12 protein-coding genes and 1 pseudogene are annotated in these 13,047 nt (G+C 69.3%); 7 read left to right on the top strand and 6 right to left on the bottom strand.

What is annotated here, in order from left to right; genetic code table 11:
- Window positions 1-291: 291 nt before the first annotated feature.
- The gene (locus LBC97_03385) at window positions 292-1,026 is read left to right on the top strand and encodes a hypothetical protein (protein MDR2565100.1); all 735 of its coding nucleotides are present in this window, start codon (window positions 292-294) and stop codon (window positions 1,024-1,026) included.
- A 150-nt stretch (window positions 1,027-1,176) separates the two neighbouring features.
- Here LBC97_03385 and LBC97_03390 read toward each other — a convergent pair whose 3' ends face one another.
- From LBC97_03390 to LBC97_03400, 3 genes are all read right to left on the bottom strand, one after another.
- Entirely contained in the window at window positions 1,177-2,139 is a 963-nt protein-coding gene (locus tag LBC97_03390; protein MDR2565101.1) for a Dyp-type peroxidase, read from the bottom strand.
- Window positions 2,140-2,317: 178 nt separating this feature from the next.
- A complete protein-coding gene (locus tag LBC97_03395; protein MDR2565102.1) occupies window positions 2,318-3,298 on the bottom strand; it encodes a hypothetical protein in 981 nt (326 codons plus the stop codon).
- Window positions 3,299-3,360: 62 nt separating this feature from the next.
- Window positions 3,361-4,596 (bottom strand): MFS transporter, encoded by a 1,236-nt coding sequence (locus LBC97_03400; protein MDR2565103.1) that lies wholly within the window; start codon window positions 4,594-4,596, stop codon window positions 3,361-3,363.
- Between the two features lie 314 nt (window positions 4,597-4,910).
- On the opposite strand from LBC97_03400, the gene LBC97_03405 reads away from it, so the two are divergent.
- The 6 genes from LBC97_03405 to LBC97_03430 all read left to right on the top strand — a co-directional run bounded on the left by LBC97_03405 (window position 4,911) and on the right by LBC97_03430 (window position 11,853).
- Window positions 4,911-5,945: a hypothetical protein gene (locus LBC97_03405; GenBank protein MDR2565104.1), complete on the top strand. Its 1,035-nt coding sequence runs from the start codon at window positions 4,911-4,913 to the stop codon at window positions 5,943-5,945.
- Window positions 5,946-6,085: 140 nt separating this feature from the next.
- On the top strand, window positions 6,086-7,108 hold the full coding sequence (locus tag LBC97_03410) for a hypothetical protein (GenBank protein ID MDR2565105.1): 1,023 nt from the start codon (window positions 6,086-6,088) through the stop codon (window positions 7,106-7,108).
- Between the two features lie 53 nt (window positions 7,109-7,161).
- On the top strand, window positions 7,162-8,589 hold the full coding sequence (locus LBC97_03415; GenBank protein MDR2565106.1) for a hypothetical protein: 1,428 nt from the start codon (window positions 7,162-7,164) through the stop codon (window positions 8,587-8,589).
- Entirely contained in the window at window positions 8,586-9,257 is a 672-nt protein-coding gene (locus LBC97_03420) for an ABC transporter ATP-binding protein (protein ID MDR2565107.1), read from the top strand. The genes LBC97_03415 and LBC97_03420 overlap by 4 nt, the downstream gene beginning before the upstream one ends.
- The gene (locus LBC97_03425; protein MDR2565108.1) at window positions 9,254-10,699 is read left to right on the top strand and encodes an ABC transporter permease; all 1,446 of its coding nucleotides are present in this window, start codon (window positions 9,254-9,256) and stop codon (window positions 10,697-10,699) included. Before LBC97_03420 ends, LBC97_03425 begins: the two co-directional genes overlap by 4 nt.
- A gap of 29 nt (window positions 10,700-10,728) precedes the next feature.
- Window positions 10,729-11,853 carry a hypothetical protein gene (locus LBC97_03430; protein ID MDR2565109.1) on the top strand — a complete coding sequence of 375 codons (1,125 nt, stop codon included), beginning with the start codon at window positions 10,729-10,731 and terminating at the stop codon, window positions 11,851-11,853.
- A 353-nt stretch (window positions 11,854-12,206) separates the two neighbouring features.
- On the opposite strand, the gene LBC97_03435 is transcribed toward LBC97_03430, so the two are convergent.
- The 3 genes and pseudogenes from LBC97_03435 to LBC97_03445 all read right to left on the bottom strand — a co-directional run bounded on the left by LBC97_03435 (window position 12,207) and on the right by LBC97_03445 (window position 12,826).
- The gene (locus LBC97_03435) at window positions 12,207-12,611 is read right to left on the bottom strand and encodes a type II toxin-antitoxin system VapC family toxin (GenBank protein ID MDR2565110.1); all 405 of its coding nucleotides are present in this window, start codon (window positions 12,609-12,611) and stop codon (window positions 12,207-12,209) included.
- Window positions 12,608-12,745 carry a hypothetical protein gene (locus tag LBC97_03440; GenBank protein ID MDR2565111.1) on the bottom strand — a complete coding sequence of 46 codons (138 nt, stop codon included), beginning with the start codon at window positions 12,743-12,745 and terminating at the stop codon, window positions 12,608-12,610. Before LBC97_03440 ends, LBC97_03435 begins: the two co-directional genes overlap by 4 nt.
- Window positions 12,746-12,826, bottom strand: a pseudogene (locus LBC97_03445) (AbrB/MazE/SpoVT family DNA-binding domain-containing protein).
- Between the last annotated feature and the right edge of the window lie 221 nt (window positions 12,827-13,047).

The raw sequence follows: 13,047 nt of genomic DNA on the forward strand, positions 1-13,047 counted from the left end.
TGGAGCGTTAACGAGATAACCACGTCTCCTCGGCCCGCTTCTCCTGAATCGACGATCCCCGTCGAAACCGATCAGCCCCTCTGTTTAGTTGTCACACCAGCTTAACGCCCCCGTCAACCCATTTGTTCCAGCGTTCGCCGCGCCGCTCGGGGCAAGCGGCCCCATTGCCCGATGCCGTCCGCCCAGGCGAGCGGAACACGCGGACTCCCAGCACGGCATCGGCGGCAAGCGGAACAACCCAGACCGGCCGCGACGGTCGCGGACATCGGGAGGCGGCGCCAAGATGAGAGCATGGTCCTGCTGAACGCCACCGCCGTCACCTTCGACGGGATCCTGCACGACTTGATGAGGCTGGGAGCCACTCCCGGCAACCGGATCACAACGGTGGCCGAGGTGCTGGGCGGCCCGGCGGCGCCCGCCATCGTGCCGCATAACGCGACCGTCACCATTATCGGGTTGCCAGATGACGGCGCGCAGGCGCTGGCGGCGGCCCTCGGCCGGGCGTTGGGGCGGCCGGTGTCGGTAGCCTCCCTGGTTTTGGAGGATTCCCAGACCGTGGTACCGGTCGACCTGGGGCCGCTCCAATCGGTCGCTTTCCCTCCCCCGCCCAGTTGGCGCGACACCGCGACGCCGGGCGCGCAGGATGACCTGGACGAGTTGCTGGACGCCTCGCTCCAGTTGGGCACACGGCTGCTGGAGAAGAACGGCATGGTGATCCCCTTCGCGTTCATCATCACCGCGGAGGGCAAAACGGAGGGGGTCGACGTCTATGAGGACTATCCGGACGTCAACGCGAAGCTCGCCGGACTGCGAGAGGTGTTGCGCGCCAACCGCGACTCTTACCGGGCCGCAGCTATCACTGCGGAAATGACCGTCGACGGGCGCGACGTGCTCGGCGTCACCTTAGAACACTCAGAGGGCATCCAACTCCAGGCGTATCTTCCGTTCAAGAAGTCGCCCCTGCGCGGCAAGTACTCCTACGGCGACCTGTTCGCGACCAAAGCGGACCCGGGCATCTGGGCATAGGCGCTGGCCCGAGTATCCCGGGCGGGTCGGTCGGCGGCGCCTCAGATACGGCGCCGGCGCCCGGATCAAGACGATGCCGAACGAAAGCCTCGCCGCCGCGAGCGCCGGGCATGCGGCCAGCGTTGCCGCGTGCTGGCGTCTGGGCGGCCCTCAGGCCGGCGCGGCTTGCACCAGGTCGTCCCCGTCTGCGATCCGCCCCAACAGGGGGCGGGAGGGTATGAAGAACACCTGGCCCGTCTGGATGCGGCTGACGTGCAGCAGATAGTCGCCCTTGGTGAGCATCTGGGTCAGCATGGCGCGGGTGACGTGCCACCGGCGCGAATAGCCGATGAAGTAGGTGCCGGTCTCGCCGGTGGCGAGGTCGTGGAAGGGGACGTTCATGCGGACGATCTTCTGCTCCACGCCGTCCCATTCGATCTTTGACGCGATGTTGTGGGCGTTGGGGGCCTTGTCCTCGTCTTCGAGTTCCAGGTCGGAGAACTTGCGCCGGCCCACGGCCTTTTCCTGTTCCTCGACGGTGAGCCTCCCCCACGCGCCCATGTCATGCACCCATTTCTGGGCGAACGCGTACGAGCCGCCGGCGAACAACGGGTCCTCGTCGCCAATGACGGCGTAGCCGCCGCTGTCCTGCTCGTTGGGGCCCTCGGTGCCGTCGATGAAACCGATGATGGCCCGCCCCTCGAAATAGCGGAAACCGTTGGTCCGGTCCACCGCGGTCGCGGCGGGGGCGATGAAGCCCGCCAACTGGTCCAACACCTCGTAGACCACCGCCTGCTGGTTCGCCCGCACATGCAGGAACAGGTCCGCCGCCGTCCCGGGCATGTCGAAGCCGCCCTCCGCCAAACCCGCGAAGTCCTCAAGCTCGCGCGGCTTGGCCCCGCCGGGGAAGAGGTAGTCCCAGGCCGCCGAACTGAAGCCGAACGCGCACTTCAGGGAGGCCTGCGGGCTGCGGATGCGCATTGAGTTCAGGATCGACGGGAGCCTGTCAGCCAGTTCCGCGACCGCCTCCCGTTCCGCCGCCTGGTCCTGGCGTTTCAGCGCGAAGGTCCTGAAAGCGACGCTTTCACCCGCGTCTTTGTAAACGTCCTGCGCAATCTGGTCGTCGACTGGCATAGCTCCTCCATTCACGGCTGTCCCCCAAGGCTAACGCGTGACCGGGCGGGTCAAGCGGGGCCACGCGGGCTTTGACCGCGTGCCGGGCAGGCGCCCCTTTCCTCGCCCGGGTCCTAGTTGGGGCCTTGCCGCCCGCCCCGAACCCGCCGGCGGACGCCGGCCGCCGCGCGGCGCGGCCTCAGGGGTCCAACTCGGCGAGCGACTCGGCGAACCGTCCTCGCACCATGACCGCCATGCGGCCGTCCTCCGCCCGTTCGTTCAACTGCTGCCAGGGAAACTCGGGGCCGGGCCGGTGGTAGACGAACGGGCTGACCGGGCCGGGGCCCTCCCCGTAGAGGCGGGGCGTGACGCGCACCATTGCGCCAAGGCACTTCAGGAGGCTCTGGCGGTCGCGGAGCACGTGGACCATCAGGCTGTGACGGGTCGGCATTGACACCAGTGTTCCCGCCGGGCCGGGCGCGCAGCCGACCTCGGCGAGCAGTTCATCCAAGAGCAGCACCCGGGTGGCCCCGAAGTAGTCGTCCAAGTGGCTCTCCCAGGAGTGGATGCCCTCAAGGGCGCCGTCCACCTGGGAAAGGGTGTGCGCGGGCGCGGGCCGCAGCGCCCGCAGATTCTCCAGCAGCCGGGGGTAGACCGCGTCCCAACCGCCCAGCGGCGCCAGCGTCTTGGCGGAGAACACCTGTTGCACGCTTTCGGGGGTGTCGAGGCAGGCGCGCAGCGCCAACCCCGGAGCGACGGCGGGGCCGTACCAGTCGGCCCGCGCCATCATCTCAGGCGTGAAGCTGTCCAGCGGCGTGACGCGTGGATAGAGGCTTCGCGCCAGTTCCTCGGGACCCAGCGACCCCTCCTTGACGAACGGCACCAGCGAGGACCGGACCGCCCCGGCGACCGCCTCCTCCCATTCGTTCCGGGGCAGTTGCGCAAGCGTCTGGGCCAGGTTGTCCAGGTAGTAGTCGCGCCCGTTCGAGCCGGTCAGCGACCCGTCCGAATCCACATTGCGGATCGTCACCCCGCCCGCCCGCATTCCGGCGACCCAGCGTTCGACCAGCCATCCCATGTCCGCTTCGGTCAACGGCGGCACCGCGCCGATCGCCGCGACGATCAATTGGGCCTCGCTGCCGTGGCCGCCGCCCTTCTTCCGCCTGCCAAACAGCGCCATTCGCCGAGCCTACCCCCACCCGCCCAAGCGCCAGCGCCCGATGCCGTCCGCCCGCCCCGCCGTCAGCCGGCTGGCTCGCCGCAGCGCGCCAGGGCAGTCGCCAAGATGAGGGCGACCGCCGCGATCACCATGGCCGCCATGCCGGGCCACCCGAACCAGCGCATCAGGTGGCCGCCGAACCAGCCCAGGGCGGAGGAGCCGGCGTAATAGAAGAGGTTGTAGAGGGAGGATGCCTGGGCCTTACCCTCGGTGGCGAGCGCCACGGCCCAGCTTTGCGCCACCGCGTGGGCGCCGAAGAACCCCGCCGTCAGGATCAACAGCCCCGCGATGATCACCCAGAGCGGCCCGGCCAGGGTCAACACCGCTCCGGCCAAGAACGCGGTCAGGAACGCCAGGTACACGCGGCGGCGGCCGAACCGTTCGGCCAGCGCCCCCGTCACATATGACCCGGCCGTCCCGATCAGGTACGCCATGAACAGCAAGTCGACGGCGGTGGGAGGCAATCCGTAGGGCGGCCCCTCAAGATGGAAGCCCAGGTAGTTGTACATTGCCACGAAGGCGCCCATCAGCAGGAATCCGTGGATGAACAGCAGGCGGGTGCGCGGGTTCTTGAGGTTGACCGCGACCTTGTGCACCAGCGAGCCGCGCGGGACAAAATCGCCCGCTCTGGCCCGGTGCGGGATAAAGCCGCGGGCGGGCGGCACCAGCACGGAGAACGCGACAGCGGCCGCGACGCAAAGGGCCAGGGTGGCGCCAACGCCCAGGTTCCAGTGCCCGGTCCAGTGGGCCACTGGACCGGAGACCTCGCGTCCCGCCAGTCCGCCGATCGAAGTCCCGGCCACGTAGGTCGCGGCCGCGCGGGCGGCGTGGGCCCGGTGCACCTCTTCGTTGACGTAGGCCATGGCGACGGCGGGCACGCCGCCCAAGGCGCAGCCTTCCAGCAGGCGGAACGCCACCACGAGCTCGAAGCGGGGGCTGAGGAGGGCGGCCAGGCCTAGCAACGTGGCGGCGGCCACGCTGAGGCGCATGGCTGGGACGCGGCCAACGGCATCGGCGAATTGGGACCACGGGATGACCGCAGCGGCCAAACCGAGGGTGGCGGCGGAGACCGTCAGGGCGGCGCCGGCGGCGGTGACGTCGAAAGTCCTGGTCAGCGCGGGCAGGAGCGGCTGGAACGAATAGAGTTGCGCGAACGTCGCGACCCCCGCGAAGAACATGGCCGCCAGAAGCCTCCGGTAGGCGGGGCTGCGGCGCTGGTGCCCCGCCCAACCCCCGCCGCCCTGGCCGCCGCCTTCCACCGCCACAGGCTACCAAGGCGGTTCTCGGGGCCTGGCCGCACCCGGTTGCGCGGGCCGAAAGGCATGCCCCAGCGGGAAGCGCGGGCCTTCGGCGCCATCTGGTATTGCGTATTACATGGTACCTTGAAGGCAACAGTCGACAAGGAGACTCATGGACGCTCCACAGGGCCGCAGGTTGCCGCGCTCGGCCGTGGCGGCCGCGATGATCGCGCGCCGTCCTCCTTTGGCACGATCGGCGCCCCAGCACCTGCCAATAGCCTGGTGCTGCCAAGGATCCCGCCTTTGGCCATGAGAACGAACGCAGGGGTGCGAAGATGAAGAAGGTGTACCTGACCGTCGGTTTGGCGGCAATCGTGGGTTTGGCCATGACGGGCTGCGACAAGGGCGACAACGTCGCCACGTTGGGAGGAGAGTCGAAGAAGCCTGTTTCGGCCGAGGGCGAGCAGGCCAAGGCCGCCGAGGACTTTTCGGCGTGCCTGAAAAAGGCGGACGTGCCGCACGAGGTCCTAGACCAGGAGGACGGCCAGAAGCAGATCAGCTTCTGGTCCGAAGACCTGCCGATGGCCATGGCGATCGGCGACGGCGGCAGCCAGTGGAGTGTCGGAAACGCCGAGACGGAGGCCGAACAAGAGGCGGCGTACAAGCGTCTGGAGCCACTCATCGCGAAATACGACCCCGCGGTGCTGGGCGTGATGGAGGAAAACAGCGGCGGCGGCGGTATTGCGGTCGCGACTGACTCTTCGGGGAGCGACCCCTCGACAGCCCCCGAAGAGTTGCCGCGCTATCTGATCATCGGCGAGACGGACTACACCGAGGTGTTCGTCAAGTGCCTGGACGAATCCGGCTACACCGAGCCGGTTTGGAAGATGGATCCGAAGGAAGAGCTCCGGCAGAAGGAGCTGGTCGCCGCGACCACCGCCGAGTGGACCAAGTGTGTGCGGGAGAACGGCTACCCGAACGTCAAGGACCCCGATCCGCCGAAGGCTGACGAGTTCGAGACCTATCCGACCGCCAAACTGCCGGGAGACATGACCGAGGACGCTCTTAGGGAGTTGCTGGAGGCGTGCCCCAATTTCGACGCTGACAAGCAAGCGGCGTTCGACAAGGCCATCGAGGAGATGGCGGACGACGCGCAGGTCACCGATTGGTGGGAACTCGAGAAGGAATACGGCGTCACGGCGCCCTCGATCGACTTCGACACGCCCGGCCTGGACGACCCAGAAGGCGAGATCGACCAGGCGACCTTGGACCGCGTGTCGAAACTGTATGACGTGCTCTGGGAGAAACAGCGGGAGTACTACGACGCCCAGCAAGAGAGCACGTCAGCCCCGGAGATGGTCGGAGGGTAGGCGGTGCGGGCCAGTCCCGTGCCAGGGTCGGGTTTAGGCGCAAAGCAAACGGGACGCGGCCTTTTGGCGCCGAGTCGCCAGGGCTGCGAGGTAGCCCAGGCCCGACATCTGGGCAAAGAGGACGCAGGAGGGGCTGAGAGGTGAAGGGGCGGCGTTGGATGGTGGTCTGCGCGGCGGCGGCCGTGCTGGCGTTGCCGGGCTGCGCGCGGACCGAAGGCGGGGTGGCCTCGTTGCGGGACGGGGGCGTGGACGCCAACCTGGCCGAAACGGACCAGGCGAAAGCCGCGGAGGCGTTCTCGGACTGCCTGTCGAAAGCCAACGTGCCCCATGAGCTGGTCGAGTTGGCAGACGGCCAAAAGGCTGTGGATTTCACGGGCGGAGCGGAGCCGGCGGCGGTGTCCCTGGGGGACGGCGCCGCCAGTTGGAGCTCCGGAGACGCGGCCGCCGGGGCCGAACAGGACGCGGCCCGCCGGCGCCTCGCGCCGCTGGTCGCCCCTTACGACCCGGCCCTGGCGGGCGTGATGGAGGGCGATTGGGAAACCGGCGGCGGGGCGATAGTGGGCGACCAGGACTCCCTCGCCCCGGAGGGCGGCCCGCGCTATCTGATCATCGGGGAGGCCGACCACACGGACGCTTTCACCAGGTGCCTGGACGAATCCGGGTACGCCGAACCCAACCCGGCCGCAGATCCGGCGGAGGAGCTTAGGGCGAAGCAGCGGATCGCAAAGGCGAGCGCGGAATGGGCGGAATGCGCCCGCCGGAACGGGTATCCCGGCGTCAAGGACCCCGACCCGCCCAAGGCAGACGATTTCGAGACGTCCCCGGCGGTGTTGCTCCCGGGCGAAATCACCCCTCAGGCCCTGAGGGAATTGCTGGTCGGCTGCCCCAATTTCGACGCGGCAAAGCACCAGGCGTTCGACGAGGCGGCAGCCGGGATGCCAGCGGACGCCTCGGCGGACGAGTGGATGGCGCTCGAAGAGGAATACGGTGTTGTCGACCCGGCGATCGATTTCGACATTCCGGGTTTGAACGACCCGGACGGCCAGCTTGACGCCGCCACCATGGAGCGCGTCTTCGAGCTCTACGACGTGCTGTCGGAGAAGCAGTCGGAATATGACGGGACGGGCGGAATGAGCTACCCGGTGCCGCTCAGCGGAAAATAGGCGCCGAATTTGAAAACAGGTCAGTGGCAGGCAAGCAAAGGTGGGCAGGAAAAGTGACAAAGAAGGGTTGGATCGCCGCAGGCGTCACCGTGGCGGTGTTGGCGGGCGCGGCGGTCGGAGCGGTCTGGTGGGGCAAGGCGCGGAACGCCGACGGCAAGACCAAGGAGGCCGAGGTCCGGACCGCCCCGGTTGAGCGGACCTCTTTGACCTCCGGCCTGGAGTTGCGCGGCACCCTCGCGTTCGGCGAGCCGGAGGAGTTGGCGGGCGCCGCCGGAATTGTCACAAAGCTGCCGGAGGCGGGTTCGATCCACAAGGTCGGCGAGCCGATCCTGGAGGTCGAGGGCAGCCCCGTGTTCCTCCTCCAGGGCGAGATCCCGCTTTGGCGCGACCTCAGCGCGGGCATGTCCGGGATTGACGTGGACACGCTCCGCCAGGGCCTGGTCGCCTTGGGGTACAGCGCCGGGAGCACCGCCGCCGCCAACCCCTACGATTCGGCTTTGGCGGGGGCGATCGACGCGCTCTACGCCGCCGGCGGTTATCCCGCGCCTTCCACCAGGCCCGATGCCGTCAAGTTGCGCGAGGAGGCCAACCAAGAGTTGGCGGCCGCCCGGCAATCGGCGGCGGCCGCCCGGCAGGCTTTGGCCCAGGCCCGGAGCGGCCCCTCCGGCCAGGAGAAGACCGCCGCGACGGAGGCGGTAAACGCCGCCGAGCGCGCGTTGACCAAGGCCAAGCGCTGTTCGGCCGAGGACCGGAACCTGCAGTACGGCACCGGCGGCGAATGCGACGTCGAAGCCGCGCAGGGGAACCTCAACTCGTCCAAGGCTGCCCTCGCGGATCTGAACAAGCCGGTCGACACGTCCGCCGAGCAAGCGGCCGTGACCAGCGCCGAAGCCGCCTTGGCGGCCGCCCAGACGAAGGCCGACCAGGCGGCGCTGAGCGCCGTGGGCCCGAAGGACATCCTGATCGTCCCGACCGCCGAGATGCGGGTGGACCAGGTCCTGGCGAGGATCGGGCAAAGCGCCGAAGGGCCGGTGGTCAGCTACACCGACACCACGGTGTTCGCCAACGTCGACTTGACCGACGCGCAGAAGAAGTTGCTGGTGACCGGCTCGGAGGTGGAGGTCACGCTGCCGGATGGAACCGTCCTGGCCGGCGTGGTGGCGGAGGTCACGCCTTCGCGCCAGGACCCGAACACGTGGGAGACCATTCCGGCGCGCGCCCGCGTCGACATGGAGGACCAGGCCACTTTGACTGAGGCGGGTTTGAGCGGCGTCACCATCGCGATGATCCAAGACCAGGCGGCGGACGCCCTGGTGGTGCCGGTGACGGCGCTGCTGGCCCTGTCCGAGGGCGGCTACGCGGTGGAGCTCAAGGGCGGCGGCCTGGTGGGCGTCGAGGTCGGGTTGATCCAGGACACCCGCGCCCAGATCACGCCGACAACGGGCGACCTCGAAGAAGGCGACCTGGTGGTGATCGCGTGACCCTGGCGCACCTGGCGTTGCGCCGGGTCTCCAAGGTCTACCCGACCAAGCCGCCGTTGCACGCGCTCCGCGACGTCAACTTGGACATCGAACGGGGCGAGTTGGTGGCGGTCGTGGGGCCGTCCGGCTCAGGCAAGACCACGCTGCTCTCGCTGATGGGCTTGCTGGACACGCCCACGTCCGGCGAGGTCTGGATCGACGGCGTGGAGGCCTCCGGGCTGACCGAGGCGCAGCGGTCGCGCGCCCGCTCCGACCAGATAGGGTTCGTGTTCCAGCAGTTCTATTTGCTGTCCTCCCTGACCGCCAGGGAGAACGTCGCCACGGGCATGCTCTACCAGGGGCTGGCGCCGGCCGAGCGCCGGGCCCGCGCGGACGCGGCGCTGGAAAGGGTTGGCCTGTCCGCCCGTGCCAGCCACCGGCCGGGCGAGTTGTCCGGCGGCGAGCAGCAGCGGGTGGCGATCGCCCGGGCGATCGCGGGCGACCCGGCCGTGGTCTTCGCGGACGAGCCGACCGGGGCGTTGGACCAGGCCTCCGGCCGCATGGTGCTGGACTGCCTGCGGGCCGCCAACCAGACCGGCGCGACCGTGGTGGTCATCACGCACGATCTGGGCCTGGCGGAGCTTTTCGACCGGCAGATTCACGTGCTGGACGGGGAGGTCACATCATGAGGAACCCATTCGGCAAGCGCCCCGGAGGGGCGGATTCCGGCCAAACCGGCGCGCACGGCGCGGCCCAACCCTTGTCGCCGGCGCCGGGGCCAGGCGAAAGCTCGGACTCCCGGGCCGGCGCGCACGGCGCCGCACAGGACCTGGCCGCGATGCTGCGCCCCGGCGACGGCCCAGCCCGGACGGCCGGGGCGGATGACCCAACCCAAGTGCTGCCGGTGGTGGCGGGTGAGACGCGGCTGAGCGGCATCGTGCAAAAGCGGCGACGGCGGCTGCGGCCCATGGATGTGCTGGCCACGGCCACGCTGGGACCGAGGACGCGGCTGATGCGGGCGGCGCTCTCAGCCCTGGGGATAGCGATCGGGATCGCGGCGCTGGTGGCGCTCCAGGGGATCCCGGCCTCGCAACAGGCCGAGTTCCGGGCGGAACTGGACCGGCAGGGGGCGAACCTGATCGTGGTCTATCCGGGGCATGAGTCCCAGGACCCGAACTCGGCCGCCATCCCGCTGCCGGACACGGCGCCCGCCATGGTGGGGCGGATCGCGCCGGTGGAGGCGGTGCTGGCCCGGCGCGACCTGGTTGACGTGTTGGTTTACCGGAACAGCATGATCCCGGCCGGGCAGTCCGGCTCGATCAGCGCGGCCATGGCGGACGGGGACCTGCTGGGCACGCTGAACGTGGAGTTGGCGGAGGGGCGCTGGTTCGACGCGGCCTCGCGGACGCTGCCCACCGTGGTGCTGGGCGACGGGGCGGCCCGGCGGCTCGGCGTGGGCGTGGGCGCGCGCATCTGGATCGACAACCGCTGGTGGGCGGTGATCGGCGTCCTGGAGCGGATGAACCTGGCGCAGGAGATGGATTCGACGGCGTTCCTGGCCCCGGATTACGCGGGCGGCCTTTACCCCGATGTGGAGTTGGCCTCTATCTACGTTGCGGCCGCCCACGGCAAGGCGGGCGCGGTGCGCTCCGTCATGGCGGCCACGGTCAACCCGGCCAACCCGCGCGGGGTCGAGGTGACGGGGCTGTCGGATTGGGCCGCGGCCGGCCAAATGGTGGACGACATGTTCCGCACGCTGTCCCTGGGGTTGGGGGCGTTGGCGCTGCTGATCGGCGGGATCGGGATTGCGAACACAATGGTCGTGGCGGTGATGGAGCGGCGTGGCGAAGTGGGCTTGCGCCGCGCCATGGGCGCCCGGACCGGGCAGATCGCGCTGCAATTCGTTCTGGAGGCCGCGTTCATCGGCTTCGCGGGCGGCGTGCTGGGCGTGGGCCTGGGCGCGTACGCCACCTACCTGTACACGTCCGTGGGAGACATGGCGTTCGCCATCCCGTGGTGGGTGATCGCGGCCGGCCCGGCCATCTCGGTGGTGGTGGGCGCCCTGGCGGGCCTCTACCCGTCCCTGAAGGCGGCGCGCCTCTCCCCCACCGTGGCACTGAGAGCCATCTGACCTGGGCCAACGCTGAAGGAGACGTGGAAATGCGTTCTGGATCGGCAGGCGGGGGGCGCGGGCGGCCGGGAGACGGCATCGCCCTTGGGACCGAGGCGGGGTCGCGGCGAAGGCGGCCAGGCATTGGCGCGCTCTCGCGGGCGGGCGGGGCTGGCCGGCGATGGGCCGGGTCCGGGGCCGGGGCGGCCTGTGTTTGGGCGGCTGCGCTGGCGCTGACTGCGGGCTGTTCTCCCGGCGGTGATGTCGCAACCTTGCACAACAGCCCAAGCCCCGGCCAGGCGGGCACCAGCCAGGCCGACCGGGCCGAGGCGATGGCCGCGTGCCTGCGGGCCGGCGACGTCCCCGCCAGCACGGTTCCGATGGACGATTGGCCGGACCTGGCCTGGGTGTCTATCGACTCCCCGCACGCGGTCGCCTCGCAGTTGCCCGCCGGCGACAACCTCATTCAAGCGTCCGGCGAGGAGCAGGTCGTCGGCATAGAGGCGGAACAGGACCAGTTGCCCGCCTTGTCCGCCAAGTACACGGACCCGGACCAAGCGTTGTCCGCCGGGGAGTTTCAGCCGTACCTGGTGATCGGGGCGACCGACTTCACCGAGGTCCTGGTCAAGTGCCTTGACCAGACGGGCTACGCCAACCCCGAGCCTCCGCCGGCCGATCCGGCCGACGAACTCAGGGAAAAGCAAGCCCAGGCCGAGGTCACGGCACGGTGGGCCGGGTGCGCCCGCGCCAACGGCTTCCCGAACACCAAGGACCCCCAGCCGCCCGTCGCGGACAACTTTGAGACCGAATCGAGGGCCCTGCTGCCGGTCACCATCACCGAATCGGAGTTGAGCGTGCTCCTGGAGGCGTGCCCGCCTTACGACGTGGCCGCCCATGAGGCCTGGGACCAGGCCATCCGCGACCGCGGTTGGGGAAACCCGCTGGAAGAAGAACAGTGGGATGAGTTGGTCGCCGCTGTCGGTTACCCGTACGACCCGGCCATCGGCTTTGACTTTCCAGGTTTCAGGGGCGACCCGTCCGAGTTGGACGCCGCAACCGCCGCCACTGAAACGGCCCAGCGGGTCGCCGCCCTCGAAAACGTCAAGCTCTTGCGGATCAAGAACCTTAGGGAAACCGACCCCCTTCTCCGCGAAGTCGCCGGCCTTGACCCTTGACTCCCAACGCGTCCGACCGCTTGACGCCACCCGGCCCAACCCGCGTGTTGTAACCGGGTCGCGCCCAAACCCGGCCGCCAACACGTCCGGATTGACCTCAAACCGGCCCTCAGGCCCGTTCCAGGTCAATCCGGCCCACGCTCCAGTGCCGGCCAATCCCGCTCCGCAGTGTCCCCGCAGGCCACCCGGCCGCGCCCGGCCCTGCGGGTCAGGCGGACACGTCCGGATTGACCTCAAACCGGCCCCCGAGCCCGTTCCAGGTCAATCCGGCCCTCGCCTCCCGGGCCAGCCAAGCCCGCACCGCAGCGTCCCCACAGGCCACCCGGCCGCGCTCGGCGGGTTTGACCCCTGATTCAGGGCGGATCGGCCAGCAGCCGCATGCCCGGCAAAGCCGCCGCCCTGCGGTCAAGCGTGGCCGTGGCCGAGCACCCGGCCCGGCTGCAACGGAGCATGATCAGGGCGTCGGCCGGGTCGCAGTTGGCTTCCTCGGCTAGTCGAAGGGCCGCCGCCACGTCATCAGCGTCTTCGAAAACCAACTGGACCGCGCCCAGCAGTTTCAGTATGCCCTCGGTGACCTGGTCCCGGTTCATGCGGTAGGTGCGGCGCAGTACCCAGATCAGTTCGACGGTGGTGATGATGGAGACGTAGCCCGGCCGGTCCGGCGTGAGGCCCCCCGCCAAGCGAGTCGCCTGCTCGCTCTGGCCCGGATCGTCCCCGGTCGCGAAACGGACCAGGACGTTGGCGTCGAGCCCGATCATCGGCCCAAACCGGCCGATTCGGCAGCCCCCTGGGCGATCGCCTCGTCCATGTCCTCGAGAGTTGCGTGAATCGATGTGCGCAAGAACCCGGCCAGGTCCATCAGATTGGTGGTGCGCGGCACCATGGCGAACACGCCGTCCTCCCCCTCGATGAAATCGACCTTGGCGCCTTGAGTCAGGCGCAGCTTGCGCCTGACTTCGACGGGGATCGTGATCTGGCCCTTGCTGGTGACTGTCGCTGTCGGCGCCCGGTCCCCCTAACGCCGCTGCTGCCTTACTTCAGAGTAAGGCGGGGTCCCAGCAGCGTCACCGCGTCCGCGCACACGCCCAAAACCCTACGGGCGTTTGGACTTCTTGCCTGGTTTGCGCTCCAAGGACGCGGCCACGTCGGGGACGTAATGGTTTTCCACGTCGCGCGGCGGGCGGTAGTAGTTCT

The sequence above is a fragment of the Bifidobacteriaceae bacterium genome (assembly GCA_031281585.1).
Lineage (GTDB): Bacteria > Actinomycetota > Actinomycetes > Actinomycetales > WQXJ01 > JAIRTF01.